We start from the raw sequence: 24,886 nt of genomic DNA on the forward strand, positions 1-24,886 counted from the left end.
CATGGAAAAAGAAGATCTGATCCAGATAGCCAATAGAGTGATGCCGTTCGGAAAATACGCCGGACGGGTGCTGATCGACTTGCCGGAAGAATATTTGCTGTGGTTCGCCCGCAAAGATGAATTTCCGCAAGGAAAACTGGGTGAACTGATGCAGCTGACGCTGACGATTAAAAGCGAAGGGCTGCAAAACCTGATCAATCCGCTGCGCCGCAATGGTCCGGGACTCGATGGCACCGACGAGTAAACGCGGTTGAGAACGGGTCAACTCATAAAACAAAGGCGCTGAATTCAGCGCCTTTTTTCTGCCTGCTATTTAGCCAGCTTATTCAGTAACAGGCGCGTGTTTCAGCGCCGCTTCCTGTTGTTTTTTCTGATAACGTTTTGCCAGCACCGCGCAGGTCATCAACTGTACCTGATGAAAAATCATCAGCGGCAGCACCATCATGCCAATCGCGCTGACCGGGAACAGAATGTTCGCCATCGGAATACCGTTCGCCAGGCTTTTCTTCGAGCCGCAGAACACGATGGTAATTTCATCGGGTTTGCTAAAGCCCATCCAGCGCGCCATATAGGTATTGATCACCAGGATAAAGGCCAGCAGCACCAGACTGAACACCACGATAAACAGCAGTGAACCGATGCCGACCTGATGCCAGATCCCCTGCGTCACGGCTTCGCTGAAAGCGGAATACACCACCAGCAAAATCGATGTCTGGTCGGTTTTGCCGATCATTTTACGGTGACGTTCGACAAAGCCGCCAATCAGCGGACGGAGTAAATGCCCGGCGACAAACGGCACCAGCAGTTGCAAAACAATATGCCAGACCTGTTCTAAACCATTCCCCGTTTCCCCCTGCACATGCATCAGCAGGCTGACCAGCAACGGCGAAACAAAAATCCCCAGCAGACTTGATGCGGAGGCGCTGCACACCGCTGCCGCTACGTTCCCGCCTGCCAGTGAGGTAAATGCAATCGCCGACTGCACCGTCGCAGGCAAAATACACAGATAGACAAAGCCGCTGTAAATTTGCGGACTGACGTCTACCGGATGCCACCACTGGAAAAGCAGCCCGAGGATCGGGAATAAAATGAAGGTACTGAACATCACCCACAAATGCAGACGCCAGTTATTGCTGCCCTGAAAAATAGCTTCGCGCGAGAGTTTTGCGCCATGCATGAAAAACAGCAGGCCGATGGCGAAAATGGTCAGATTATTGAAGAAAGCCACAAATATGCCGCTGGCCGGGAAGAACGTCGCCAGCAAAACCGTAGCGATGAGTGTCAGGGTAAAGCGATCGGGTAAGAAGCGCATAACAAGTCTCGGATTTGTTGTTTCTGAATGCGGCTATTCTGAGTCTTTGCGATACAATTAAAAAATTGATTTATTTAATCCATTAATGCAGAAAATTCATGAATTATTCGCTCAGGCAACTTCGCGTATTTGTGACCGTTTCACGCTACGGCAGCTTCAGCCGGGCTGGTGAGTCCATTGGTTTAAGCCAGTCGGCGGTCAGCCATAGTATGAAAGAGCTGGAAGCCGAAATGGGCGTGCGGTTGCTGGACCGCACAACGCGCGAAGTCGTGCTCACTGATGCCGGTCTGCGTCTGGCGAATCGTGTCGAGCCGTTGCTCGACGAACTCCACGCCATGCTGCTCGACACCCGCAGCTTCGGCACGCAGCATAATGGTCGGGTGCGTATTGCCTCTAGCCAGACGATTTCGGCGCAACTGATGCCGCAATGTATCTCCAGCGGCGAGCGGCAGTATCCGGACATTCGTATTTTGTTGCGCGATCAGGCGCAGCAACTGGTGCTTAACAGCGTCAGAAATGCGGAAGTGGATTTCGGCATTGTGATTGATCCGGGTGAAAACACTGATCTGGACTGCGAGCCGATTCTGCATGAGCCGTTTTTGCTGATGTGCCGTGAGGATCATCCGCTGGCGGCGCTGCCGGAGGTTGAATGGCAGGCACTGAACGGCCAAAAACTGGTGCTGCAGGATTACGCATCAGGAAGCCGGATCCTGATCGACGGCGCACTGAAAGCGCAGAAAGTGAAAGCGGAGATTGCTCAGGAAATCGGCCATCCAGCCACGTTATTCCCGATGGTGGAAGCCGGAATTGGTATCAGTGTTATCCCGGCGCTGGCGTTGCCCATGCCGGAAGGGAGCCGTCTGGTGGTCAGAAGCCTGGTGCCGGAAATCAACCGGGTGCTGATGCTGGTCAGACGTAAAAACCGGTCGTTATCACCCGCTGCACAGGCCATCTGGCAGGTGGTGAAAGAGCAGGCGAATTTATTGCGGGAAAAACGCAGCCAGCAGGGAATGTACAACCACTGATACCTTGCCGGCTGTTTCAGGCTTTGACCGGGGTTATACGTAGATATCGACTGCGTTGGTTTCTGAAGGCTTATTCACGCCTTCGTCTTTCTTCATTTCAGCGTCAGCTTGTTGTTGCTGCTGTTGCTGAAGTGCTTTCTGAGCCTGCTGCTGTTGAATCTGCGCGATCTGCTGTTGCAGCATTTCGATTTGCTGCTGCAGGAGTTCTTGCTGTTGCTTAACTTCGTCAGTATCGCCGCCTGAATTGCCCACGTTTTTGAGCTGCTCAGTCAGTTTGGTAATCTGCTTAGTCAGCTTTGCAATCTGGCTGGCACTGCCTGAGTCGCTGGTGGACGCAGAGCTTACCGAACTGCTGGTCGCGCTGATAGTCGTCATAAAAAGCCTCATTGAGTAAGAATAAAATTTTGCACGTAAAGGTGCTTAAGCTATATCGGCAAAAATCAGCGAGGCTTTACAGGCTTTACAGGCTTTACAGGCTTTGCATATTCCTTACGGTATTTATGGCTTTCATTCGGTTAACGCTTTCACTCTGAGCTTCGGCCACCGGGTCAGCCAGCCTTTGCTGCTGATCCGCTCGGCAAAAACTGCGGGGATCGCATGCCGCGGGTTTGGCGTAATACTGAAAGCAAACAAAGCATCCAGTCCCAGCGGCGCATTCAGCTCAATTTGCCCGTCAGCATTCATTCTTGCGCCGATAGCGGTTTCCATTTCCACCCAGTAGCTCATCGCCTCGGCGCTGGAGGAATAGGGCGCATGGCCGTGGCGCTCATGCATGCGGGCCTGATTTTTCACAGACCAGGGAAGGTCGGGCGATTGCGCTTTCAGGCGATGTTCATAGCGCTCGTCAGCTTCCGGCGAGCAATCCAGCGGATTGAAATACACCACGTCGATATCATTGAGTGCTGTGGCCTGCACATATCCGTGTAGCCGGTCCCAGACCAGATTGCGGACAAAGCCCGCCGCCAGCCAGGCATCGTTAAGATTTTGCGTGCGTGCCTGCGTCAGTGCCAGCAAATGAAGCGGTTCCTCTCTGAGCCAGGTGATGATTTGCTGTTCCATTGTTGCCACGTGATGTTCTCCTTTTATCCGACGTCAGCGTTCTGAGAAGCCAAAGTGTAGCGCCCTTTTGTGACGCTTATCCAACGCACCATTTCGGATATGCGGCTTACGGCGGCGCGCTAAAATGTAGCAAGCCTCCCCTGAATACGGCTACAGGCCGCGCCTGCTGAGGGTTTCTTAAGTGGTACAGCCTTTGCAACATCCATCCTTTGCAACACAAATAAGAGCAAGGCTGTCGCAGTTCTTTTCAACAAAAATTGAATTATCACCGGGCAGGGGATCATTTATGCAAACCACGAAAGTCACACCTGTTTTAAAACGTACACTGGGGAGTTTTAAACTTTGGGGCATTGCCGTCGGGCTGGTTATCTCCGGCGAATATTTTGGCTGGAGTTACGGCTGGGCGCAGGCAGGCACACTGGGCTTTCTTATCACTGCTCTGGTGATAGCGGCTATGTATTGCGCCTTTATTTTCAGCTTTACCGAACTCACTACGTCGATTCCGCACGCGGGCGGTCCTTTTGCTTACGCTTACCGTGCGTTCGGGCCAACGGGCGGATTTGTCGCGGGTTTCGCAACGCTGGTGGAATTTGTTTTTGCGCCGCCTGCTATCGCGATGGCGATCGGGGCGTATCTCAATGTGCAGTTCCCGTCGATTGAGCCGAAATGGGTGGCTGTTGGCGCGTATCTGGTATTTATGGCGCTCAATATTCTCGGCGTCAGTATTGCCGCCACCTTTGAACTTCTGGTCACGTTGCTGGCAATTTTTGAATTGCTGGTCTTTATGGGCGTGGTGGCGCCGGGCTTTGAAATGTCGAACTTTGTTCACGGTGGATGGGCGGGCAGCGACACTTTCAGTCCCGCAGCCTTTTCCGGTATTTTTGCAGCCATTCCTTTTGCCATCTGGTTTTTCCTGGCGATAGAAGGTGCCTCAATGGCCGCTGAAGAGGCGAAAGATCCGCAGCGTACCATTCCGAAAGCTTTTATCGGCGGCATTCTGACTCTGACCGTTCTGGCGCTCGGCGTGATGTTGTTTGCCGGTGGTGTGGGCGACTGGACCAAGCTGTCGAATATCAACGACCCGTTACCGCAGGCCATGAAACTGATTGTCGGCAGCAACAGTGGCTGGCTGCACATGCTGGTCTGGCTGGGGCTTTTTGGCCTGATTGCCTCTTTCCACGGCATTATCATGGGGTATTCCCGTCAGATCTTCGCGCTGGCCCGGGCAGGTTATTTGCCTAAACGACTGGCCAGCGTCAACGCCCGTTTCCAGACACCGCATCTTGGTATTATCGCGGGGGGCGTTGTTGGCATCGCGGCTATTTTCTCGGATTCACTGATCGTGATTGGCGGCCAGCCACTGACGGCCAATATCGTGACAATGTCGGTCTTTGGCGCCATTGTGATGTACATCATTTCGATGGCTGCATTGTTTAAACTCCGCCGCAGCGAACCGAATTTAATCCGTCCGTTCCGTGCGCCGCTCTATCCTTTTGCACCTGCTCTGGCGCTGGTGCTGGCAGTCGTCTGTCTGATCGCTATGATTTACTACAACACCTTACTGTTTTTGATCTTCGCCGCCATGATGTTGCTGGCGTATGCCTGGTTCCGTATCACCCATCAGTCGCGCACTGATGCTGCGGAAGATCCGCAATTACGTGGCCTGCGCCCGGTTCCCGCTAAAAGCAGCAAATAATCCGGCGCGCTAAGGAGTGTTATGTTTCAGACGACATTAAGTCACCGAAGGTATCAGTTTAAGGATTTACGCGAACTGATGGCAAAGGCGTCGCCCGCACGGTCGGGCGACTATCTGGCTGAAGTGGCTGCCGCCAGCGCTGAAGAGCGCATGGCGGCAAAAATGGCACTGGCTGATGTGCCGCTCAAAACCTTCCTGCAACAATTGCTGGTGCCGTATGAGGACGATGAAGTCACGCGGTTGATTGTCGATACTCATGATGTCGCGGCGTTTGCCGCGATTTCGCATCTCACCGTCGGGGATTTCCGCGACTGGTTGTTGAGTGAAAAAACCGACAGCGTTGTGCTGGCAGCCGTCGCCCGCGGGATCACGCCCGAAATGGCGGCTGCCGTCAGCAAACTGATGCGCAATCAGGATCTGATCCTGGTGGCTAAAAAATGCCGGGTGATTACTCAATTCCGCAATACTATCGGGCTGCCGGGGCACATGAGCGTGCGCCTGCAACCGAACCATCCGACCGATAATTTACAGGGCATTGCTGCCAGTATGCTCGACGGTTTGTTATATGGCTCCGGCGACGCGGTGATCGGTATTAATCCTGCCAGCGACAGCTTACCGCTGCTGGAAAACCTCAATTACATGCTTGATGACATCATTACGCGCTTTGAAATTCCCACGCAGTCCTGTGTTCTGACGCATGTCACTAACACCATCAAACTGGTGGAGCGCGGCGCACCGGTTGATCTGGTGTTTCAGTCGATAGCGGGAACTGAAGCGGCGAACAGCGGGTTTGGTATCAATCTGGCGCTGCTGGCGGAAGCGCAACAGGCGGCGCTCAGTCTTAAGCGTGGCACGCTCGGCGACAATGTGATGTATTTCGAAACCGGGCAGGGCAGTTGTTTATCTGCCAATGCGCATTTTGGGGTCGATCAGCAAACCTGTGAGGCGCGTGCGTACGCCATCGCCCGCCATTTTTCACCGCTGCTGATTAACACCGTGGTGGGGTTTATCGGCCCGGAGTATTTGTATGACGGTAAACAAATTATCCGTGCGGGTCTGGAAGACCATTTCTGCGGTAAACTGCTGGGCGTGCCGCTGGGCTGCGATGTCTGTTATACCAATCATGCAGAAGCCGATCAGGATGATATGGATACCTTGCTGACGCTGCTCGGCACTGCCGGGCTGACATTCCTGATTGGCGTACCGGGCGCGGATGACATCATGCTCAATTATCAGAGCACGTCTTTCCATGACGCGTTATATATCCGCGAATTACTCGGGCTGAAACATGCGCCGGAATTTGCCGTATGGCTGGAGAAAATGAAAATTATCGATCCGCAGGGCGTCTTGCAGGATACCCGGGCGTCCCATCCGTTACTGCGTCAGTTGCCGCAACTGAGCTGAGGTCTGTGCTGATGAATAAAGAAAAAGAGCAGGGATTATCGCCGCTGGTGCATAGCAACCCGTGGGAAACTCTGCGTCAGTTTACGGCCGCACGTATCGCGCTGGGACGTACCGGTTCGAGTCTGCCCACCGATGAGCTGCTGCGATTTGGTTTAGCCCATGCGCAGGCGCGTGATGCCGTGCATCAGCCCTTTGACAGCCAGAAGCTCGAACCCGAACTTTACGCGCTGGGGGTGGAAACGCTGACCGTTGCCAGCGCTGCACCGGACAGGGCGACCTATCTGTGTCGTCCTGATCTTGGCCGCAAGTTGTCAGAAAGCAGCCGTCAGGCCTTGCTGCGTCTGGCGCCGGAGCCTGCCGACGTGGTGCTGGTCATCGCTGACGGTTTGTCATCGAAAGCCGTGCACCGGCAGGCCGTACCGCTGATTGCGGCGTTATTGCCCTATCTGCGCACGCTGGAGCTGAAAATCGGGCCTGTGGTGCTGGCGCATCAGTCGCGGGTGGCACTGGGCGATGATATTGCGCAGGTGATGAAAGCGAAGGCGGTAGCGATTTTGATCGGAGAACGTCCGGGATTGTCATCTCCCGACAGTTTAGGCATTTACATGACCTGGGGGCCCCATTCCAAAAGACTGGAATCGGAACGAAATTGTATTTCCAATGTGCGGCCGGAAGGGCTGAATTATCCGCAGGCGGCTTTTAAACTCGCCTGGCTGCTCGAACAATCTTTCCATCGCCAGTTGTCGGGCGTCAATCTGAAAGATGAAAGCGATAATCCGGCGCTACACAATAAGGTCGTGCCGATGTTTAAACTGGAGTAGGGGGAGGAGAAAAATAGAACCAGCTGCTGGTTCGCCTCCATCACGGTTTTTCTTCGGAGTACAGATGCGAAAAAAGCGCCTATAGGCGCTTTTTTCTGAATTGGTGGGCCGTGCTGGATTCGAACCAGCGACCAATTGATTAAAAGTCAACTGCTCTACCAACTGAGCTAACGGCCCGCAGAAGTGGTGGGCGATGACGGGCTCGAACCGCCGACCCCCTCCGTGTAAAGGAGATGCTCTACCAACTGAGCTAATCGCCCATTTCTCAATTCTTCTTACTTATCACAACGCGGCACTCTTAAAGAGTGGTGGGCGATGACGGGCTCGAACCGCCGACCCCCTCCGTGTAAAGGAGATGCTCTACCAACTGAGCTAATCGCCCCCGTCGTGATGGAGTCGCATTATAGGGATACTTGAAATTACGTCAACGCTTTTTAAAAACAAAAATGTTCATTCGGCTTATTTTTAGTCAACCTGACGTGTTTCTCGCCCGCGTAGTCGATTCTTTACGCATTCATGGCCTTAAACCACGCGACTGCCCCTGGTTGTGCGTTGAGGAATCAGGGCAGAGTGGTAGAATGTCAGCCACTTTTTGTTAATTGATAGCGACGTTTTTTGGCGTTGCGTGATTAAGGTTGCACCCAGATGAAAATCAAAACCCGTTTTGCCCCAAGCCCGACCGGCTATCTGCACGTCGGTGGCGCCCGTACCGCGCTCTATTCCTGGCTCTTTGCCCGCAACCTTGGCGGTGAGTTTGTGCTGCGTATCGAAGACACCGATCTCGAACGTTCCACTCAGGCAGCTATCGACGCGATTATGGATGGCATGAACTGGCTGAATCTGGACTGGGATGAAGGCCCGTATTTCCAGACCAAGCGTTTTGACCGTTATAACGCGGTGATTGATGAGATGCTGGAAAACGGCACGGCTTATAAATGCTATTGCTCTAAAGAACGTCTGGAAGCGCTGCGTGAAGAACAAATGGCAAATAACGAGAAGCCTCGTTATGACGGCCGCTGCCGCGACAGCCACGAACATCACGCTGCTGATGAGCCGTGTGTGGTGCGTTTTCGTAACCCGCAGGAAGGTTCTGTCATCTTTGACGATCAGATCCGCGGACCGATCGAATTCAGTAATGACGAGCTGGACGATCTGATCATCCGCCGTACCGACGGTTCGCCGACCTATAATTTCTGTGTCGTTGTCGATGACTGGGATATGGAAATCACCCACGTCATCCGTGGCGAAGATCATATCAACAATACGCCGCGTCAGATAAATATCCTGAAAGCGCTGGGCGCGCCAGTACCGGTTTACGCGCACGTTTCTATGATTCTGGGTGACGACGGTAAAAAACTGTCCAAACGCCACGGTGCGGTCGGCGTGATGCAATACCGTGATGACGGTTATCTGCCGGAAGCGCTGCTGAACTATCTGGTGCGTCTGGGCTGGTCTCATGGCGATCAGGAAATTTTCAGCCGCGACGAAATGAAAGCGCTGTTCTCACTGGAAAATGTCAGCAAATCTGCCAGTGCGTTTAACACTGAAAAACTGCAATGGCTGAACCATCACTACATTAACACGATGGATCCGCATTACGTGGCGACCCATCTGCTGTGGCATGTTGAGCAGGCGGGTATCGAAACCCGTAACGGTCCGCAGCTGTTTGAAATCGTGACCCTGTTGGGCGAACGTTGCAAGACGCTGAAAGAGATGGCGGAGTCCTGCCGTTACTTCTACGAAGATTTTGCAGAGTTTGATGCCGATGCGGCGAAGAAACACTTACGCCCGGTTGCACGTCAGCCGCTGGAAGTGGTTCGCGCCAAACTGGCTGCTATCACTGACTGGACCGCTGAAAACATTCACCATGCGATTCAGGGCACGGCGGATGAGCTGGAAGTAGGGATGGGTAAAGTTGGTATGCCACTGCGCGTTGCGGTAACGGGCGCAGGCCAGTCACCGGGTGTTGATGTCACCGTTCACGCTATCGGCCAGAGCCGTGTGCTGGCGCGTATCGATATGGCGTTAGCCTTTATTGCTGAGCGCGAAACACAAGCACAGTAATGGCGGTTAAATAGCGATAAAAAAGCCAGCGCGGGAAACCGGCTGGCTTTTTCTTTTCGTAAAACCCGGGTGTGAAAAACGTCTTAATTAACGTTGTTCAGTTGCCGGTGTTTCAACGGTCGGGCGGTAGGCCAGGAAATACATCAGGCCAACGAAGCCCGCACCACCTACGGCGTTACCGAGGAACACGGCCACGAAGTTAGGCAGGTATTCTGACCAGCTCAGCGCACCGGCAAAGATTGCCGCAGGCACGATGAACATATTTGCTACCACGTGCTGGAAGCCGATGGCCACGAACGCCATAACCGGGAACCACATGCCGATCACTTTGCCGCCAACTTCTTTGCTGGCGAAGGCCAGCCAGATTGCCAGACACACCAGCCAGTTACAGCCGATACCGGAAATGAACGCATGCATGAAGTCTGCGTTGACCTTCGCGGTGGCGGTTGCCACCGTTTTGCTCAGGAAAGCGCCTTCCGTCAGCCCCAGAACGTGGCCGAAGAAATAGGCCACTGCCAGGCTGCCCAGCAGGTTAGCGACAGTGACCCAGAACCAGTTACGCAGCACCGCGTAAAGGCTGATCTGACGCGCGAACCAGGCGATAGGTAAGGTCATCATATTACCGGTCAGCAGTTCTCCCCCTGCTAACACGGTCAGAATGATGCCTACCGGGAAGACGGCAGCGCCAAGCAAGTTACTGAATGAACCCCAGGATGCAGGTAATGTCCCTATTACATGCAGATCCAGAAGGAAACCGGTGGCGATGAATGCGCCAGCCAGAAAGCCCAAAATTAACAAATTCAACACGGTGGCGCGGCTTTTATTAACGCCCGCTGTGACGGCGATGGATGCGATTTCTTTAGGTGAATACAAGGACATGGGAGTGCTCGAATGGTGTAAGTTATGATTATTGCGCGAGAAGTCTATTCTGAGATTTATCTCAAAACAAGGCGATTATCATAGTCTGCTAACATTTTATTAATCATTCGGACATAGATGTTAAGGAAATGCGTAAGCAGATCAGAAAGCTAGGAAAAATGCGGGCTGGCGGACAAATTGTAAAACAAAGCGTCTGTCTGAAAATTTCCCTGATGGCAGAGGATTTTTCCCTGTGGAATGGGGGATTTGGCGGCTTTTTCAGCGCTTGAATTGAGAAACGGATTTAGCCGTTGACAGGGGTAGCGACGTTTCATATTATGCGCCCCGTTCACCCGTTTTTACGGGCATGAATTGGGGGTATAGCTCAGCTGGGAGAGCGCTTGCATGGCATGCAAGAGGTCAGCGGTTCGATCCCGCTTATCTCCACCAACTTCCTTTCCAGAGCAAGTTGGCTGTTTCCTTCCCAGGGAAACAAAAAAGTAAATGTGTACGACCTCGTGTGGGGGTATAGCTCAGCTGGGAGAGCGCTTGCATGGCATGCAAGAGGTCAGCGGTTCGATCCCGCTTATCTCCACCAAATATTAAAGAAACCCGCTTCGGCGGGTTTTTTGCTTTTGGCGCTTTGTCATTTCTCCTGCCTGTTTTACTGCGCTGAATCGCAGACATAAAAAAAGGCGCCGGAGCGCCTTTCTCGTCGTTCTGTATTTGCTTACTTACGCCAGTACCAGACCCGCGATAGAAGCAGACAACACGCTGACCAGCGTTGAGCCGTACAGCAGTTTCAGGCCGAAGCGTGAAACCACGTTGCCCTGATGTTCGTTCAGGCCTTTGATAGCGCCGGCAACGATACCGATGGAAGAGAAGTTTGCGAAAGACACCAGGAACACGGACAGGATGCCCACGCCGCGTGGTGAAAGTTCGGTTGCTACTTTCTGCAGATCCAACATCGCAACGAATTCATTGGAAACCAGTTTGGTTGCCATGATGCTGCCTACCTGCAAGGCTTCGTGACTTGGTACGCCCATCATCCACGCGAATGGATAGAAGACATAACCCAGCACGCCCTGGAAGGTGATACCGAATACCACGTCGAACAACGCATTCAGGCATGAAATCAGTGCGATGAAACCAATCAACATGGCTGCAACGATGATAGCCACTTTGAAGCCTGCCAGGATGTATTCACCCAGCATTTCAAAGAAGCTCTGACCCTGGTGCGTATTACCGATTTGCAGGTCTTCTTCTGAATCAACCTTATAAGGGTTGATCAACGACAGTACGATGAAGGTACTGAACATGTTGAGCACCAGCGCAGCAACAACAAAGCGCGGTTCCAGCATGGTCATGTACGCACCCACAATCGACATAGAAACCGTCGACATTGCTGTGGCAGCCATGGTGTACATACGTTTTTCAGACATTTTGCTCAGAATATCTTTATACGCGATAAAGTTTTCTGACTGACCCAAAATCAGGGAGCTGATGGCGTTGAAAGATTCCAGTTTTCCCATGCCATTAATTTTCGACAGAACCGTACCGATAATACGGATGACGAAAGGCAGTACACGAATGTGTTGTAAAATACCGATCAACGCAGAAATAAACACGATCGGACACAAGACTTTCAAGAAGAAGAACGCTAATCCTTTATCGCTCATGCCTCCAAATACGAAGCCGGTCCCTTCCGCAGCGAATCCTAATAATTTTTCAAACAAGTCTGAGAAGCCTTTCACAAAACCTAAACCAACAGAAGAATTCAGGAAGAAGTAGGCTAACAAGACTTCGATGACCAACAGCTGAACGATGAAGCGTAAACGGATATTTTTCCGGTCACGGCTCACCAGTAAAGCGAGTGCAGCGACAACGGCCAACGCTAATACAAAGTGCAATATTCGGGACATGGGTGCTCCAAATTAGAGGCAGGCTATATTTCGACGGTCATTTTATGTAACGCGTACATTTAAAACGTGAAGTCGATTGCAAATATAGAAATTACAGACACGAATTGCAACAAATCGCGGCCCATCACACAAAAAATCAAGATGTTAATAAAACTAAGCACAATTAGCATTCCTGTGCTAGTTTTATCATGTGCCGTAATGCGTTCTGAATCTGGCCCGTTAATGTCTGTTTTAGGAAAGTGCGCTGCGTCTGGCTTTCTGAAGCCGGGTGAGCGAATCACCCCCTCAGTTATTACCTTCTCGCTTACTGCTGCTGCCTATCAGAGTAATCACTCAGATCATTCCAAATGCACTTGATAATCATTATCAATTAGATATCATTGATGTAAGCGTAATAATTGTAAGGGTTAACTAACTATGCTGAACAGCCGGGCCGAATCTGCAGGCCGCGCGTCCAGAAAGATGAAGCTTTCACTGATGGGACCGGCCTTTATCGCCGCCATTGGTTATATCGATCCGGGCAACTTTGCGACGAATATTCAGGCCGGTGCTTCTTATGGCTATCAGTTGCTGTGGGTGGTGGTATGGGCCAACGTCATGGCGATGTTGATCCAGTTGTTGTCTGCCAAACTCGGTATCGCGACCGGCAAAAACCTGGCCGAACATATCCGCGATCGTTTCCCGCGTCCGGCCGTCTGGGCTTACTGGGTGCAGGCGGAGATTATCGCAATGGCCACCGATCTGGCCGAATTTATTGGCGCCGCCATTGGCTTCAAATTGCTTCTCGGGGTTTCCCTGTTACAGGGCGCAGTACTTACCGGGATTGCCACCTTTATTATCCTTGGGCTGCAAAAACGCGGGCAAAAGCCGCTGGAACTGGTGATCGCCGGTTTACTGTTGTTTGTTGCTGCGGCTTATATTGTTGAATTGTTCTTCTCGCAGCCAAGCATGCTGGCGCTGGGCAAAGGCATGTTAATCCCCGCACTGCCAACCGCCGATTCGGTGTATCTGGCCGCGGGTGTGCTCGGCGCAACCATTATGCCGCATGTCATTTATCTGCACTCTTCGCTGACTCAGCGGGGCGGCAAGGCGTCCAAAGCGCAGCGTTATTCAGCCACCAAGCTGGATGTCGGTATTGCCATGACCATCGCCGGTTTTGTGAATCTGGCGATGATGGCGACGGCTGCGGCGGCATTCCATTTCAGCGGACACAGCGGGATCAGTGAGCTGGATGAAGCCTATCTGACGCTGCAACCGTTGCTCGGCCACGCTGCTGCGACCACCTTCGGTCTGAGTCTGGTGGCAGCCGGTTTATCTTCTACAGTTGTCGGCACGCTGGCCGGACAGGTAGTGATGCAGGGGTTCGTGAAATTCTACATTCCGCTGTGGGTTCGCCGTACCGTGACCATGATGCCGTCTTTTATTGTGATCCTGATGGGATTAGATGCCACACGTATTTTGGTGATGAGCCAGGTATTGCTGAGCTTCGGGATTGCGCTGGCATTGCTGCCGTTGCTGGCTTTTACCGGTAACCGCAGCCTGATGGGCGAGATGGTGAATACTAAAACCGTGCAGTGGGCGGGGCGGGTCATCGTGCTGATCGTCGTCAGCCTTAACCTTTATCTGCTGACAGGTATGTTGAAATAACGCCTTCGCCAGCGACAGATAATAAAAAACGGGACAGTTTGCGCTGTCCCGTTTTTGTTTTATTCCGTTGATTAATGGCGGTGATCGCCATGCCCGCCCCGGCGATCATCATGGCCGCGACCCCGATCCGGCCCGCGGCCGTGATCATAATGCGGACGTCCGTGGTCGCTGTGATGATAACGCGGTGGCGGCATCGGACGACGTGGCGGATGGCGTTCGTTCCACCAGCCATGATCGCGCCAGCGATAACCATCCCAGTAATAGCCGCGCGGGCTGCGTGCACCATAGTGGTGACCACGGTAACCATTCCACCAGCCTGGGTTACGCCAGTCATAGCCGTCCCAGTAATAACCCCGCCTGTCGCGATCACCGATATTGATAGAAAGGCCCGGCGTATTCAGGCTGAAGCTGCTGGCCTGCACGGTGGGTGCCGCCGCAGGGAGCAGGGTAAAGAACAATGTGGCAAAAAGTACCGGCTTTAACATGAGTGGCCCCAGATTCCTTATAATTTATGCTGACAGTTATAAGGGGAAGAGGGCACCGGTACTATTGCTTACAATCCTGTTTTGAATGATTTACGCGCCTTAACGGTTTGCTTACGAATCCTCCATAAAGGCGCGTTTTTTATACCGCAGGGTAATCGCTTACACTAAAATCCCTTCGATCGCCGCCAGTTCTTCTGTGCTGAAATGACGGTGAGAGACCATGCCCACGGCATCGTCGATCTGGCTGGTTTTACTGGCACCAATCAGGACGGACGTCACGCGGTCGCCGCGCAGAACCCACGCCAGCGCCATCTGCGACAGCTTCTGACCGCGTGCCTGCGCAATATCATTCAGCTTACGCACTTTTGCCAGCTTCTCTTCCGTCAGCTGATCTGCTGTCAGGAACTTACTGCCGCTGGCTGCGCGGGAATCTTCAGGAATGCCCGCCAGATAACGGTCAGTCAGCACGCCGCCTGCCAGCGGTGAGAAGGCGATAGACCCGACGCCGTTATCCGCCAGCGTATCCAGCAGATCAGCCTCAACCCAGCGCTCGAACATGGAATATTTCGGCTGATGGATCAGGCACGGTGTGCCAAGATCTTTCAGGATTTCAAACGCTTTTTTGGCGCGTTCTGCCGGATAATTCGACAAACCGACGTACAGGGCTTTGCCCTGACGCACGATCAAATCCAGCGCGGCCATGGTTTCTTCCAGCGGTGTGTCAGGGTCAGGACGGTGATGATAGAAAATATCCACGTACTCCAGCCCCATGCGTTTCAGGCTCTGATTCAGGCTGGCGACCAGATATTTTTTCGAGCCCCAGTCTCCGTACGGGCCGTCCCACATGGTGTAACCGGCTTTGGAGGAAATAATCAGCTCATCGCGATAAGGCAATAAATCTTCCTGCAGGATGCGGCCGAAATGCTGTTCTGCCGAACCCGGAGGCGGGCCGTAGTTATTGGCCAGATCGAAATGGGTGATCCCATGGTCGAAAGCATGGCGGATCAGTTTCCGGCCATTCTCAAAATGGGCGTTATCGCCGAAGTTATGCCACAAACCCAGGGAAACGGCGGGCAGTTTCAGACCGCTCTGGCCACAGCGACGGTATTCCATATTCTCGTAACGGGTTGGACTGGCTTGATACACCATGTGAGTCCTTATAATAAATTCAGAAGTGAACAGAAGGTTATAAATGTCATAAAAAACCAATTTTAGTGTATGCGCTTTCACAAGCATTTCCAGCTAATCAGATCACATCCGGAACAATCCTTGTACGCAGGATCGTTGATTACCGTGACTATTCTTCCTGCCTATTACCTTTACTGCTGAATCCGCTTCCCTGCATTAACACAGTGCAGGGGTGTAACTCTGCGTTGCCATGCCTTATTTCGAATAATAAATGTGCTGTCCCCCGGTTTGGAGTAATACTCATATTAGTGGGATTAACTGGTTACTTTATTTTTCACAGAGGATCGTCATGGTTAATGAATACACAGTAGGTGACTATCTCTTAGATCGTTTATCACTCAGCGGGATCTCCGAGTTGTTTGGCGTGCCGGGCGATTACAATCTGAAATTCCTCGACAGTGTGATTAATCATCAGCAAATCACCTGGGTTGGCTGTACCAATGAATTAAATGCCGCCTATGGCGCAGATGGTTACGCCCGTACCAAAGGTATTGCGGCGTTGCTGACGACATTTGGTGTCGGCGAACTGAGCGCACTGAATGGCATTGCCGGTAGTTATGCGGAATATGTGCCCGTCGTGCATATCGTGGGTGCGCCAGCGCTGACGTCTCAGCGTAAAGGTGAGCTGCTGCATCACACGCTGGGAGATGGCGAATTCTGTCATTTCATGCGGATGTCAGCTCCGGTCAGCGTGGCGCAGGCGTCCCTCACACCGGAAAATGCCCTGGCTGAAATCGACCGTGTGATTGAAGAAGTGATGTACAGCTCGCGGCCGGGTTACCTGTTATTGCCCAGCGATGTGGCCGCTTTGCCGGTCAGTACCCGTGCGCATGCGTTACCTGCGCGTCAGCCGCCTTTCTCGGCTTCTTCTCTGGAAGCTTTTACTGCCGCCGCTGAAAAGCAGTTGCGGGGCGCAAGCCGTGTTTCGTTGCTGGCGGATTTTCTGGCAGACCGCTTCAAGGTTAAAAAGGCGCTGGAACAGTGGATGGAAGAAGTGCCGCTGGCGCATTCAACATTGCTGATGGGTAAAGGTTTATTCAACGAGCAGCAGGCGCATTTTGCTGGCACTTATTCGGGGGCCGCCAGCGCACCGTCAACGAAAGAAGCGATTGAAGGGGCTGATGTGGTGATCACGGTCGGGGTGAAATTTACTGACACCATCACCGCCGGTTTTACCCAGCAGCTTCCGTCCGGAAAATGCATCGACCTTCAGCCCTTTTTTGCCCGCGTGGGCGATAAGATCTTCCATCAGCTGCCGCTCGAAAAAACGGTCAGCGTGATGCACCGCCTGACCGCTGAACTGGCTTCCGGCCGGACGCCTTATCCTGTTAAACACAACGCATTGCCGTTGTCGCACGATAACAGCCTCGGACAATATGCCTTCTGGCAACAGATTCAGGATTTCCTGCAACCGGGAGATGTGCTGGTCGCTGAGCAGGGCACCGCCTGTTTTGGCGCGGCGGCGCTGAATTTGCCGCAGGATTGCCAGTTCGTCGTCCAGCCGTTATGGGGCTCAATCGGTTTCACGCTGCCCGCCGCATTTGGTGTACAGATTGCCGTACCGGACCGCCGTGTCGTGCTGCTGATTGGCGATGGCTCCGCACAGCTCACCTTGCAGGGATTAGGTGCGGCCATCCGTTATGGCCTGCCGCCGATTATTTTTGTGATTAACAATGACGGTTATACCGTCGAACGGGCGATACACGGCGAAACCCAGCGCTACAACGACATCGCGCAGTGGAACTGGACACAGTTCCCGGCGGCCTTCGGCGGTAAAGAAGTCTTCAGTGCGCGGGCGGATTCGCCGCAGGCGCTGAAAGAAGCGATAGCAAAGGCAACCGCACGGCGGCAGATGGCCTGGATAGAAGTCATTTTGCCAAAAATGGATATTCCTGAACTGCTCAACTCAGTGACTAAATCGCTGGCGCAGCGTAACTCAGGGCAATAAATCAGTTTCCGGTGATGGCGGGACAGTCAGCTGGTCGATGAACCACCAACCCGCCGGACCGGGCTGATTGTTTTTACTCCAGACCGCATCCACCGATATCTGCTTCGGCCAGCCGCGCATCGGCAGGCTGACCAGTTTGTCATGTCCGAACTGTTTCACCAGCCAGTGCGGCAGTGTCGCCCAGCCAAATCCCTGTTCCGCCATTTCCAGCAACATCAGATAACTGGGCGCTGACCAGATCTGACCCCGCGCCCGCGGCATTTCACGACGGCTGTAAGGCTGCAGGCAAAGCTGGCGGAAGGTGTGCAACTGCTCCGGTTGCAGATTGGTGATTTTTGCCAGCGGATGTTCACAGCTGCAAAATACCGACATATCCGTTTGTTCCGGTAAACGCGCCACACCAATGTCCGGCGGATAACTCGCCTGTACTTCCACCATGCCGACATGGGCACGGCCAGACTGCAACAGGTCGATCACATCCTGATCTTCGGCGATCTGACATTCAAATTCGATATCCGGATACCGGCGTTCAAACCGGCGCAGCAGCGCCTCGTGGTGAGTCGGCTGGTAAGTGTCAGACAGCACAAACGTCAGGCGGGTTTCCACCTGCGTCGATAAACGCACCGCCAGTTCATCGAGGCGTTCGCTGGCCGCCAGAATCGCCTGAACGTGGCTGAGCACGCGTTGTCCGGCTGGTGTCAGCACCGGCTGGCGACTCTGGCGGTCAAACAGTGTTACGCCCAGATCCACTTCCAGATTGGCGATCGCCGTACTGACACTCGACTGACTCTTGCGCAGTTTACGCGCCGCTGCTGAAAACGATCCGGTATCGGCCGCTTCGACAAAAGCCATCAGGGCTTCCGGTGAATAGCGCATCAGGTACTCCTTCTGGTTCTGATCTATCTATTTTATCGATACTTTCTATCTTTTAACTATCTTATTTAGTGATGATAATGACTGCCTGTGACAGCCGTCACGTAACAATGATCAGGAATCAGGCAGGTTTTTATGTCTAAGCAAACACGGAATATCTCTCAGAAAACGTTCGGCGAACGCATTTTCCACGCGGTGGGTTTTGAAACAATCGCGGTACTGATTTCGGCACCGGCAGCAGCCTGGGCGCTGAACAAACCGGTCTGGGAAATGGGCGCGCTGGCGATCATGCTGTCGACGACAGCGATGGTCTGGAACATCGTTTATAACAGCCTGTTCGACAAATTCTGGCCGGTTTCCCGCGTGGTGCGGACATTTAAAATCCGCGTGGCGCACGCGCTGGGGTTCGAAGGTGGATTTATTATGATTGGTCTGCCGGTTGCCGCACTGTGGCTGGGGATCGGGCTGCTGGACGCCTTTATGCTGGAAGTCGGGTTCTTCCTGTTCTTCCTGCCGTATACCGTGGCCTACAACTGGGTTTACGACACGTTGCGCCAGCGCTGGATGGACCGCCGTCTGGCCGCAGAGGATTGCCCGGCCAAACATTAATCCGCATCGCTGAATGCACAAAAAAGCCCGCCGACATTTTCTTTGTCCGCGGGCTTTTTGTCGGTTATGGTTTTGCCATCCGCATAAACACAGGGTGTGCAAATGAAAACGTTAGGGTTGATTGGTGGCATGAGCTGGGAATCTACCGTGCCGTATTACCGCATGATTAACGAGCATGTGAAGCAGCAACTGGGGGGATTGCATTCTGCCAAACTGTTTCTCTACAGCGTCAATTTTTATGAAATCGAAAAGCTGCAAATGGCCGGTGACTGGCAGCAGGCAGGTGAAATTCTTGGTAACGCCGCGAATTCACTGGCGCGTGCAGGGGCGGAGGTCATCGTTGTGTGTACCAACACCATGCATAAAGTGGCAGACGATATCGAGCGGATCGGCGGCCTGCCGCTGTTGCATATCGCCGATGCGACGGCTGACAAAATCACCGGACAGGGGCTGCATAAAATCGGTCTGCTCGGCACGCGTTTCACCATGGAACAGGATTTCTATCGCGGACGTTTGCAGGAAAAACATCAGATTGACGTGGTGACGCCGGATGAAGCTGACCGCGCGATTGTTCATCGCATTATTTATGAAGAGCTGTGCCTGGGCAGGATTAAGGAGGATTCCCGCGCAGAATACCGGCGGATTATTGGCAAATTAGAACAGCAGGGCGTGGAAGGCATTATTCTCGGATGTACCGAAATCACCCTGCTGGTGGGCGCTGAAGACGCGAGCGTGCCGGTTTTTGACACCACCGCCATTCATGCGCTGGCGGCGGCGGAGTTTGCACTAAAGCAGGATTAATCTTCTTCCGGGACCGGCCGGTTGAGCCGCTGTTTTGCCACCTGCATCAGCGGTTTACCTGCCAGCATCAGCCAGGCTGGCAGCATCACGATGCACAGTAGCGGCAATAATTTCAGCCCCGGCACCACCGCTGCGGCCATAAACAAGCTGAGCCAGCCGTCGCGTGTCACCACCAGCACCATGCCCATGACGGCGCATGAAACGGTCACCGCCGCCGGCACATCCGGTGCGTACTGATGCAACATCAGGCCAAGCGATACCCCGACAAACACCGCCGGGAAAATGCGTCCGCCACGAAAACCGCAGGCTGCCGCCACCACTAACGCCGCCAGTTTGGTCAGGGTGATCGCCAGCAGCGGCCCCATCTCAAACAACGCATTGGAATGTGCCAGTTCCTTCATTTCATCCAGCCCTTTAAACAGGGTAATTTCCCCGCCTGTCAGCGCCAGTAAACCCAGCACAAACCCGCCAATACCCAGGCGCAATACCGGATTCTGAATATTGTTAAACATCCGGTGAACATGCGGGAACAACCAGACGGCAATCATCCCCAGCGCGATGGCAATCAGCACCACGACTGACCCGCTGAAAATATCCATCAGGCTGGCGGCGTCATACGACGGAATGCTGAGCGAAAAATCGGGCTGAAAAAACTGATCGGTGGTGATGGCGCCAGCGCCCGCGGCGAGCAATGGCGCAAAAAGGCGATCCCATAACTGCACATCTTTGCTGGTGCCGAGGGTTTGCGAAAAAATCAGCGCGGCTGCCACCGGCGTGCCGAACAACGCGCCGATAGTCCCGGCCGCCGCCAGGATCACCCAGTCCGTCGTTGGCACTGCGGGCAATAAACGGGATCCTATTGCCGCCACCAGCGCGATATTAATCACTGTAATCGGATGTTCCGGCCCCAGACTGACACCGCCTGCCAGTCCGACCATCAGCGCCAGCGCCAGCCCAGGTAAAGCGCTGACTGCCACCGGGGCGCCAATCAGAGATTCCGTGGCAGGATCCGGCCCGGCGTGGCCTGGCATATACTTAATGATGGCGCCGACGCCAATGCCGGTCAGTGTCAGCATAAACAGCGTCCAGCTGGCGGATTGTGTATTGATATTCAGCACGGCGGGAATGTTCTCCCACAGCAGATTTTGCAGCGCGCCAGAAATCATCATGACGAATACCAGAACCAGGCTGGACATCACGCCAATAATGATCGCGGGCAGGGCAAAAGCTAACATGACTCTGGTGCGGGGATGGAACATGCACGTATTTCCTTATTTATAATTTTGTTTGCTCTGATAGCTTAGATGAATCCCGGCAAAGTCGGTTTGCGGGCTGTCGACATTATTTTGTGTGGCATGCTGCATAAATGTGGGTTGCTTCAAAACTGCGTTGCAGCGTATAGCAATTACCGCTATTTTGCCCACACGAATTTGGCGCAAATGCGCAGCATAATGAATTTACTTTTGCGGAGAATAACATGACCAAATACTCCCTGGTGGGCGATGTCGGGGGCACCAACTGCCGCCTGGCGCTTTGCGCGTTGGACAGCGGCGATATTTCTCAGTCTAAGACTTTCTCCGGGCTGGATTACGACAGCCTCGAAGCCGTGGTGCGTGAGTACCTCGCGCAGCAGCATCAGGATGTTGAGGATGCATGTATTGCCATCGCCTGCCCGATCACTGGCGACTGGGTGGCCATGACCAACCATACGTGGGCCTTTTCCATTGCCGAAATGAAGAAAAACCTTGGCCTGCAACATCTGGAAGTGATCAATGACTTCACCGCCGTTTCGATGGCGATCCCGATGCTGAAAGAAGATGACCTGTTGCAGTTCGGCGGTAAAAAAGCGCAGGACGGCAAACCGGCAGTGATTTACGGTGCTGGCACGGGGCTGGGCGTCGCACACTTAATTCATGCCAATAACCAATGGTTGAGTCTGCCGGGCGAAGGCGGCCATGTTGATTTCGCGCCAAACAGCGAAGAAGAAGACATCATTCTTGAGCAGTTGCGTACCGAAATGGGGCACGTTTCTGCCGAGCGTATTCTCTCCGGTCCGGGGCTGGTGAATCTCTACCGTGCCATTGTTAAATCAGATAACCGCGTGCCGGAAAACTTCAAACCGAAAGACGTGACAGAACTGGCGCTGGCAGACGAAAATCTGGATTGTCGCCGCGCACTGTCGCTGTTCTGCGTCATCATGGGGCGTTTCGGTGGCAACCTGGCGCTGAACATGGGGACCTTCGGCGGCGTGTACATTGCCGGCGGCATTGTTCCGCGCTTCCTGGACTTCTTCAAAGCTTCCGGTTTTCGTGCCGCGTTTGAAGACAAAGGCCGCTTCAAAGATTACCTGATGGATATTCCGGTGTTCCTGATCACGCACGATCAGCCGGGGCTTGTGGGTGCCGGGGCGTACCTGCGTCAGTCTATCGGCCTTCCTCTTCGTCCTTGAAGTTGCAGCGGTGTTGGCTGCGCTCGAAGACCCGAATCACTGACATCAGTCAGCTCATCGGGATCTTCTCACTTGCCGCCTTGCTGCAACTCCAATGACTTAGCGGAAGAATCGGGCTTTCTATTTCAAAAGCCCGATCAAAACCGCATTAACTGCCTGAATTCTTTCACCTTGCTGCGACTTACCGGCACCTCGAAATCTAAATCACTTAACCGCAAAATGTAGGTGTTGTTAAACCACGGCACGATCTCGCGGATTTTCGACAGATTCACGCAGTACGAACGATGACAGCGGAAAAAATGCTCCTCCGGCAGGCGGTTGCATAATTCGGTGATGTTCATCGGCATGGTGAATTCTTCTTTGCGGGTATATACCTGCGTGACCTTTTCCTGCGCGGCGGCGTAATAAATATCGTTGATATCGGTAACGATAATCCGCTCATCTTTGATCAGATTGATGCTGTGACTGACACGCGGGGTGCTGCCCGCGACGGGGGCAACACCTTCCGGTTTATCGCCCGGTTCCTTCACTGTCAGCTCTTTATCCCGGCGAAAATGTGACTCCAGCTTTTGCAGCATGGTGACAATGCGTGACTCGTGATAAGGCTTAAGAATGTAATCAAATGCCTCGATTTCAAAGGCTTCTGCGGCATGCTCCTTATAGGCGGTGATAAACACGATATAAGGTTTATGCGCAAACTTACTGATGTTTTGCGCCAGTAATACGCCGTCAAGGGAAGGGATGCTGATATCGAGAAAAATCGCGTCCACTTCATGTGATTGCAGGTATTTAAGCACGTCCAGCCCGTCATCCAATATTGCTTCAATGCTGATGCTGCTGTGGGTATTAATCAGATAACTCAGCTCTTCCTGAGCCGGTACTTCATCTTCGACGATAATCGCTTTCACTGAATTATCTCCCGGTGCGATGGCCCGAAAGGCGGGCGGGTAAAATGAAAAAGCGTCCCTGTAGTCAGGCTATTTTGCTCTCAAGGGCTTGCGTGACTTTTGCAGGAGCGTGGGTAATAACAAACGAAATATCGGTGCCTGGCTCAAGACGGCGGATGCTCAGGCCCTGACCATACAGCAATGAAACGCGGTGATGCACATTGAGCAGGCCGATTTTGTTGCCGGGCATTTCATTGCGTGCCACACGTTCAATGGTTTCCTGATTAATACCGTGGCCGGTATCTTTTACTGACACCCTGATACCGTCAGCCTGATGCTTCACTGAAATCACCACCACGCCTTTTCCGCTGCATTTCTGGATGCCGTGCACAATGGCGTTTTCGACCAGCGGCTGGATCAGCAGGCTGGGGATTTTCACCGAAATGTCGTCATCAATGTCATAAATCACCGTCAGTTTGCTGCCGAACCGCGCCTGCTCAATGGCGATGTAATCCTGTACCTGATGAAGTTCTTTGCGCAGGTCGATCAGTTCATCGTTCAGTTCCAGGTTATAACGCAGATAACGGGAAAGGTTGATGATGAGCTGGCGCGCCACGTCGGGGCGGGCGCGGATAGACGACGAAATCGCATTCAGCGCGTTAAACAGAAAATGGGGATTTATCTTGCTCTGCAACGCCCGCATTTCGGCTTTATTGGCCATCTCGCGCAACTGTTCGGTGCGTGATACTTCCATCTGCGTCGACATAATTTGCGACAGCCCGATCGCCATCACTTTCAGCGAATAAGTGATGCGGTGCGGGTCGCAATAATAGATTTTCAGCGAGCCGGTGACTTCGCCTTTTTCCCACAGCGGAATAATAATCAGCGAGTGAATTTGCGGCGTACGGTGCATTTCATCGTTGTTTCTGACCGTGATTTCACCGCTTTCCAGCGTCGCTTTGGTCATCTCACTCAGCGTTTCATGGCCGATATTATACTCTTCAGCACCCACGCCGACGTACGCCAGAATGTTTTTGGTATCAGTGATCGCCACCGCATCGGCGTCGATATCATCACGAATAATGCTACAGATACTGGCCAGGGATTCGGCGTTGATATTCCTGCCTTCTATGTTACGGCCATCTATATTGCGAAAGTACGGCAGCGTTTTATTGGCAATATCCAGCGCCAGCCGCGCCTGCCGTGCGGCAATCACCTCTTTTTCATCCTCGACACTTTGCACCAGCAACACAATCAGGCCGATGGAACTGGCTCCGAGGATCAGCGGTGCAGCGATGTTCATGACGATATCCAGCCCGAGCGAAAACGGTCGCGCCATCAGTAAAATCAGGATCATGGTCAGCGTTTCGCACAGCATGCCGCCCAGAATGCCGACTTTCCAGTGCAGTGATTTTTTGACTTTCTTATTGATATAACCGGAAAGGAAACCTGCGGTAATACTGGTGATGAGGCACGGAACAGACGTTGGTCCGTGAATGTCGATCAGGAAACGGTGCGTGCCGGAAATCAGGCCGGTAATGATCCCGACCCACGGCCCGAACAGGATCCCGCCCGACATGATCGCGATCGTACGCACGTTGATCAGTGAGCCTTCGACGTTGATCCCTGAGAGCGTACCGAAAATGGCGAACAGCGAGAAAATGGCGGTGACCGCAGTCAGTTCCAGCGGCGTATGGGTTTCATTTTCTTTGTGCAGCAGTTTGCGGAACAGCGGGGTTCGCGTGAGGAAGAACAGACAGATGAGCATCAGCGCCGCACGGTCGAAGACCGCCAGCAGCATATCGAACATGTGAGGCATGGCAGATTAGGCTCTTTGC

The 24,886-nt window shown here is 53.2% G+C and carries 23 protein-coding genes and 5 tRNA genes; 14 read left to right on the plus strand and 14 right to left on the minus strand.

Features of this window, described 5'->3' with window-relative positions:
* Position 1 precedes the first annotated feature (1 nt).
* On the plus strand, positions 2–244 hold the full coding sequence (locus tag HGO41_RS01085; RefSeq protein ID WP_013574439.1) for a DUF3820 family protein: 243 nt from the start codon (positions 2–4) through the stop codon (positions 242–244).
* A 78-nt stretch (positions 245–322) separates the two neighbouring features.
* On the opposite strand, the gene HGO41_RS01090 is transcribed toward HGO41_RS01085, so the two are convergent.
* Positions 323–1,312 carry a bile acid:sodium symporter family protein gene (locus HGO41_RS01090; protein WP_013574440.1) on the minus strand — a complete coding sequence of 330 codons (990 nt, stop codon included), beginning with the start codon at positions 1,310–1,312 and terminating at the stop codon, positions 323–325.
* A 98-nt stretch (positions 1,313–1,410) separates the two neighbouring features.
* Here HGO41_RS01090 and HGO41_RS01095 point away from each other — a divergent pair, with 98 nt between their 5' ends.
* Positions 1,411–2,337, plus strand: coding sequence for a LysR family transcriptional regulator (locus HGO41_RS01095; protein ID WP_013574441.1), 927 nt, complete (start codon positions 1,411–1,413; stop codon positions 2,335–2,337).
* Between the two features lie 33 nt (positions 2,338–2,370).
* Here the strand turns inward: HGO41_RS01095 and HGO41_RS01100 are convergent, their stop codons facing one another.
* Together HGO41_RS01100 and HGO41_RS01105 are read right to left on the minus strand one after the other, a co-directional pair.
* The gene (locus HGO41_RS01100; protein WP_013574442.1) at positions 2,371–2,712 is read right to left on the minus strand and encodes a FlxA-like family protein; all 342 of its coding nucleotides are present in this window, start codon (positions 2,710–2,712) and stop codon (positions 2,371–2,373) included.
* Positions 2,713–2,844: 132 nt separating this feature from the next.
* Complete coding sequence (locus HGO41_RS01105) at positions 2,845–3,396, minus strand: nucleotidyltransferase family protein (protein ID WP_126125294.1); 552 nt, start codon at positions 3,394–3,396, stop codon at positions 2,845–2,847.
* Between the two features lie 286 nt (positions 3,397–3,682).
* Here HGO41_RS01105 and eat point away from each other — a divergent pair, with 286 nt between their 5' ends.
* Genes eat through eutC form a run of 3 tightly spaced genes read left to right on the plus strand, consistent with a single transcriptional unit; the run spans position 3,683 to position 7,317 of the window.
* Positions 3,683–5,092 carry an ethanolamine permease gene (eat, locus tag HGO41_RS01110; protein WP_015689496.1) on the plus strand — a complete coding sequence of 470 codons (1,410 nt, stop codon included), beginning with the start codon at positions 3,683–3,685 and terminating at the stop codon, positions 5,090–5,092.
* A gap of 21 nt (positions 5,093–5,113) precedes the next feature.
* Positions 5,114–6,496: an ethanolamine ammonia-lyase subunit EutB gene (locus tag HGO41_RS01115; protein WP_112151262.1), complete on the plus strand. Its 1,383-nt coding sequence runs from the start codon at positions 5,114–5,116 to the stop codon at positions 6,494–6,496.
* A gap of 11 nt (positions 6,497–6,507) precedes the next feature.
* Positions 6,508–7,317: an ethanolamine ammonia-lyase subunit EutC gene (gene eutC / locus HGO41_RS01120; protein WP_250980691.1), complete on the plus strand. Its 810-nt coding sequence runs from the start codon at positions 6,508–6,510 to the stop codon at positions 7,315–7,317.
* Between the two features lie 101 nt (positions 7,318–7,418).
* Here the strand turns inward: eutC and HGO41_RS01125 are convergent.
* The 3 genes from HGO41_RS01125 to HGO41_RS01135 all read right to left on the minus strand — a co-directional run bounded on the left by HGO41_RS01125 (position 7,419) and on the right by HGO41_RS01135 (position 7,699).
* Positions 7,419–7,494: transfer RNA gene (locus HGO41_RS01125), tRNA-Lys, on the minus strand.
* Between the two features lie 7 nt (positions 7,495–7,501).
* A tRNA-Val gene (locus tag HGO41_RS01130) sits at positions 7,502–7,577 on the minus strand.
* A gap of 46 nt (positions 7,578–7,623) precedes the next feature.
* Positions 7,624–7,699: transfer RNA gene (locus tag HGO41_RS01135), tRNA-Val, on the minus strand.
* Positions 7,700–7,962: 263 nt separating this feature from the next.
* Between HGO41_RS01135 and gltX the strand changes: the two genes are divergently transcribed.
* Positions 7,963–9,381, plus strand: a complete 1,419-nt coding sequence (gene gltX, locus HGO41_RS01140; protein ID WP_013574447.1) for a glutamate--tRNA ligase — start codon at positions 7,963–7,965, stop codon at positions 9,379–9,381.
* A gap of 87 nt (positions 9,382–9,468) precedes the next feature.
* Here the strand turns inward: gltX and HGO41_RS01145 are convergent, their stop codons facing one another.
* Positions 9,469–10,260: a formate/nitrite transporter family protein gene (locus tag HGO41_RS01145; RefSeq protein ID WP_013574448.1), complete on the minus strand. Its 792-nt coding sequence runs from the start codon at positions 10,258–10,260 to the stop codon at positions 9,469–9,471.
* 128 nt (positions 10,261–10,388) lie between these two features.
* Between HGO41_RS01145 and HGO41_RS01150 the strand changes: the two genes are divergently transcribed.
* From HGO41_RS01150 to HGO41_RS01160, 3 genes are all read left to right on the plus strand, one after another.
* Positions 10,389–10,529, plus strand: a complete 141-nt coding sequence (locus tag HGO41_RS01150) for a hypothetical protein (RefSeq protein ID WP_153374863.1) — start codon at positions 10,389–10,391, stop codon at positions 10,527–10,529.
* Between the two features lie 84 nt (positions 10,530–10,613).
* Positions 10,614–10,689, plus strand: a tRNA-Ala gene (locus HGO41_RS01155).
* A gap of 72 nt (positions 10,690–10,761) precedes the next feature.
* Positions 10,762–10,837: transfer RNA gene (locus tag HGO41_RS01160), tRNA-Ala, on the plus strand.
* A 136-nt stretch (positions 10,838–10,973) separates the two neighbouring features.
* Here the strand turns inward: HGO41_RS01160 and HGO41_RS01165 are convergent.
* Positions 10,974–12,161, minus strand: coding sequence for a NupC/NupG family nucleoside CNT transporter (locus HGO41_RS01165; RefSeq protein ID WP_013574449.1), 1,188 nt, complete (start codon positions 12,159–12,161; stop codon positions 10,974–10,976).
* Positions 12,162–12,578: 417 nt separating this feature from the next.
* Here HGO41_RS01165 and HGO41_RS01170 point away from each other — a divergent pair, with 417 nt between their 5' ends.
* The gene (locus HGO41_RS01170) at positions 12,579–13,808 is read left to right on the plus strand and encodes an Nramp family divalent metal transporter (protein WP_013574450.1); all 1,230 of its coding nucleotides are present in this window, start codon (positions 12,579–12,581) and stop codon (positions 13,806–13,808) included.
* 71 nt (positions 13,809–13,879) lie between these two features.
* Here the strand turns inward: HGO41_RS01170 and HGO41_RS01175 are convergent, their stop codons facing one another.
* Together HGO41_RS01175 and mgrA are read right to left on the minus strand one after the other, a co-directional pair.
* Positions 13,880–14,293, minus strand: a complete 414-nt coding sequence (locus tag HGO41_RS01175) for a DUF2502 domain-containing protein (protein ID WP_241916690.1) — start codon at positions 14,291–14,293, stop codon at positions 13,880–13,882.
* Between the two features lie 159 nt (positions 14,294–14,452).
* Complete coding sequence (gene mgrA / locus HGO41_RS01180) at positions 14,453–15,442, minus strand: L-glyceraldehyde 3-phosphate reductase (RefSeq protein WP_112151259.1); 990 nt, start codon at positions 15,440–15,442, stop codon at positions 14,453–14,455.
* A 328-nt stretch (positions 15,443–15,770) separates the two neighbouring features.
* Between mgrA and HGO41_RS01185 the strand changes: the two genes are divergently transcribed.
* A complete protein-coding gene (locus tag HGO41_RS01185) occupies positions 15,771–17,429 on the plus strand; it encodes an alpha-keto acid decarboxylase family protein (protein WP_126124684.1) in 1,659 nt (552 codons plus the stop codon).
* Here HGO41_RS01185 and HGO41_RS01190 read toward each other — a convergent pair.
* Positions 17,418–18,305 (minus strand): LysR family transcriptional regulator, encoded by an 888-nt coding sequence (locus HGO41_RS01190; RefSeq protein WP_250980692.1) that lies wholly within the window; start codon positions 18,303–18,305, stop codon positions 17,418–17,420. The genes HGO41_RS01185 and HGO41_RS01190 overlap by 12 nt on opposite strands.
* Before the next feature lie 132 nt (positions 18,306–18,437).
* On the opposite strand from HGO41_RS01190, the gene HGO41_RS01195 reads away from it, so the two are divergent.
* Both HGO41_RS01195 and HGO41_RS01200 read left to right on the plus strand, forming a co-directional pair.
* A complete protein-coding gene (locus tag HGO41_RS01195; protein WP_013574455.1) occupies positions 18,438–18,911 on the plus strand; it encodes a multidrug/biocide efflux PACE transporter in 474 nt (157 codons plus the stop codon).
* A 102-nt stretch (positions 18,912–19,013) separates the two neighbouring features.
* Complete coding sequence (locus HGO41_RS01200) at positions 19,014–19,712, plus strand: aspartate/glutamate racemase family protein (protein WP_250980693.1); 699 nt, start codon at positions 19,014–19,016, stop codon at positions 19,710–19,712.
* Here HGO41_RS01200 and HGO41_RS01205 read toward each other — a convergent pair.
* Positions 19,709–20,971, minus strand: a complete 1,263-nt coding sequence (locus HGO41_RS01205) for an ion channel protein (protein WP_013574457.1) — start codon at positions 20,969–20,971, stop codon at positions 19,709–19,711. The two genes, HGO41_RS01200 and HGO41_RS01205, sit on opposite strands and share 4 nt — an antisense overlap.
* A gap of 218 nt (positions 20,972–21,189) precedes the next feature.
* Between HGO41_RS01205 and glk the strand changes: the two genes are divergently transcribed.
* A complete protein-coding gene (glk, locus tag HGO41_RS01210) occupies positions 21,190–22,161 on the plus strand; it encodes a glucokinase (RefSeq protein ID WP_013574458.1) in 972 nt (323 codons plus the stop codon).
* Positions 22,162–22,298: 137 nt separating this feature from the next.
* On the opposite strand, the gene HGO41_RS01215 is transcribed toward glk, so the two are convergent.
* Together HGO41_RS01215 and HGO41_RS01220 are read right to left on the minus strand one after the other, a co-directional pair.
* Positions 22,299–23,069: a LytR/AlgR family response regulator transcription factor gene (locus HGO41_RS01215; protein ID WP_013574459.1), complete on the minus strand. Its 771-nt coding sequence runs from the start codon at positions 23,067–23,069 to the stop codon at positions 22,299–22,301.
* Between the two features lie 64 nt (positions 23,070–23,133).
* Positions 23,134–24,867, minus strand: coding sequence for a sensor histidine kinase (locus HGO41_RS01220; protein ID WP_112151254.1), 1,734 nt, complete (start codon positions 24,865–24,867; stop codon positions 23,134–23,136).
* Positions 24,868–24,886: the final 19 nt, after the last annotated feature.

Source organism: Rahnella sp. CG8 (assembly GCF_023701875.1).
Classification (GTDB): Bacteria; Pseudomonadota; Gammaproteobacteria; order Enterobacterales; family Enterobacteriaceae; genus Rahnella; species Rahnella aceris.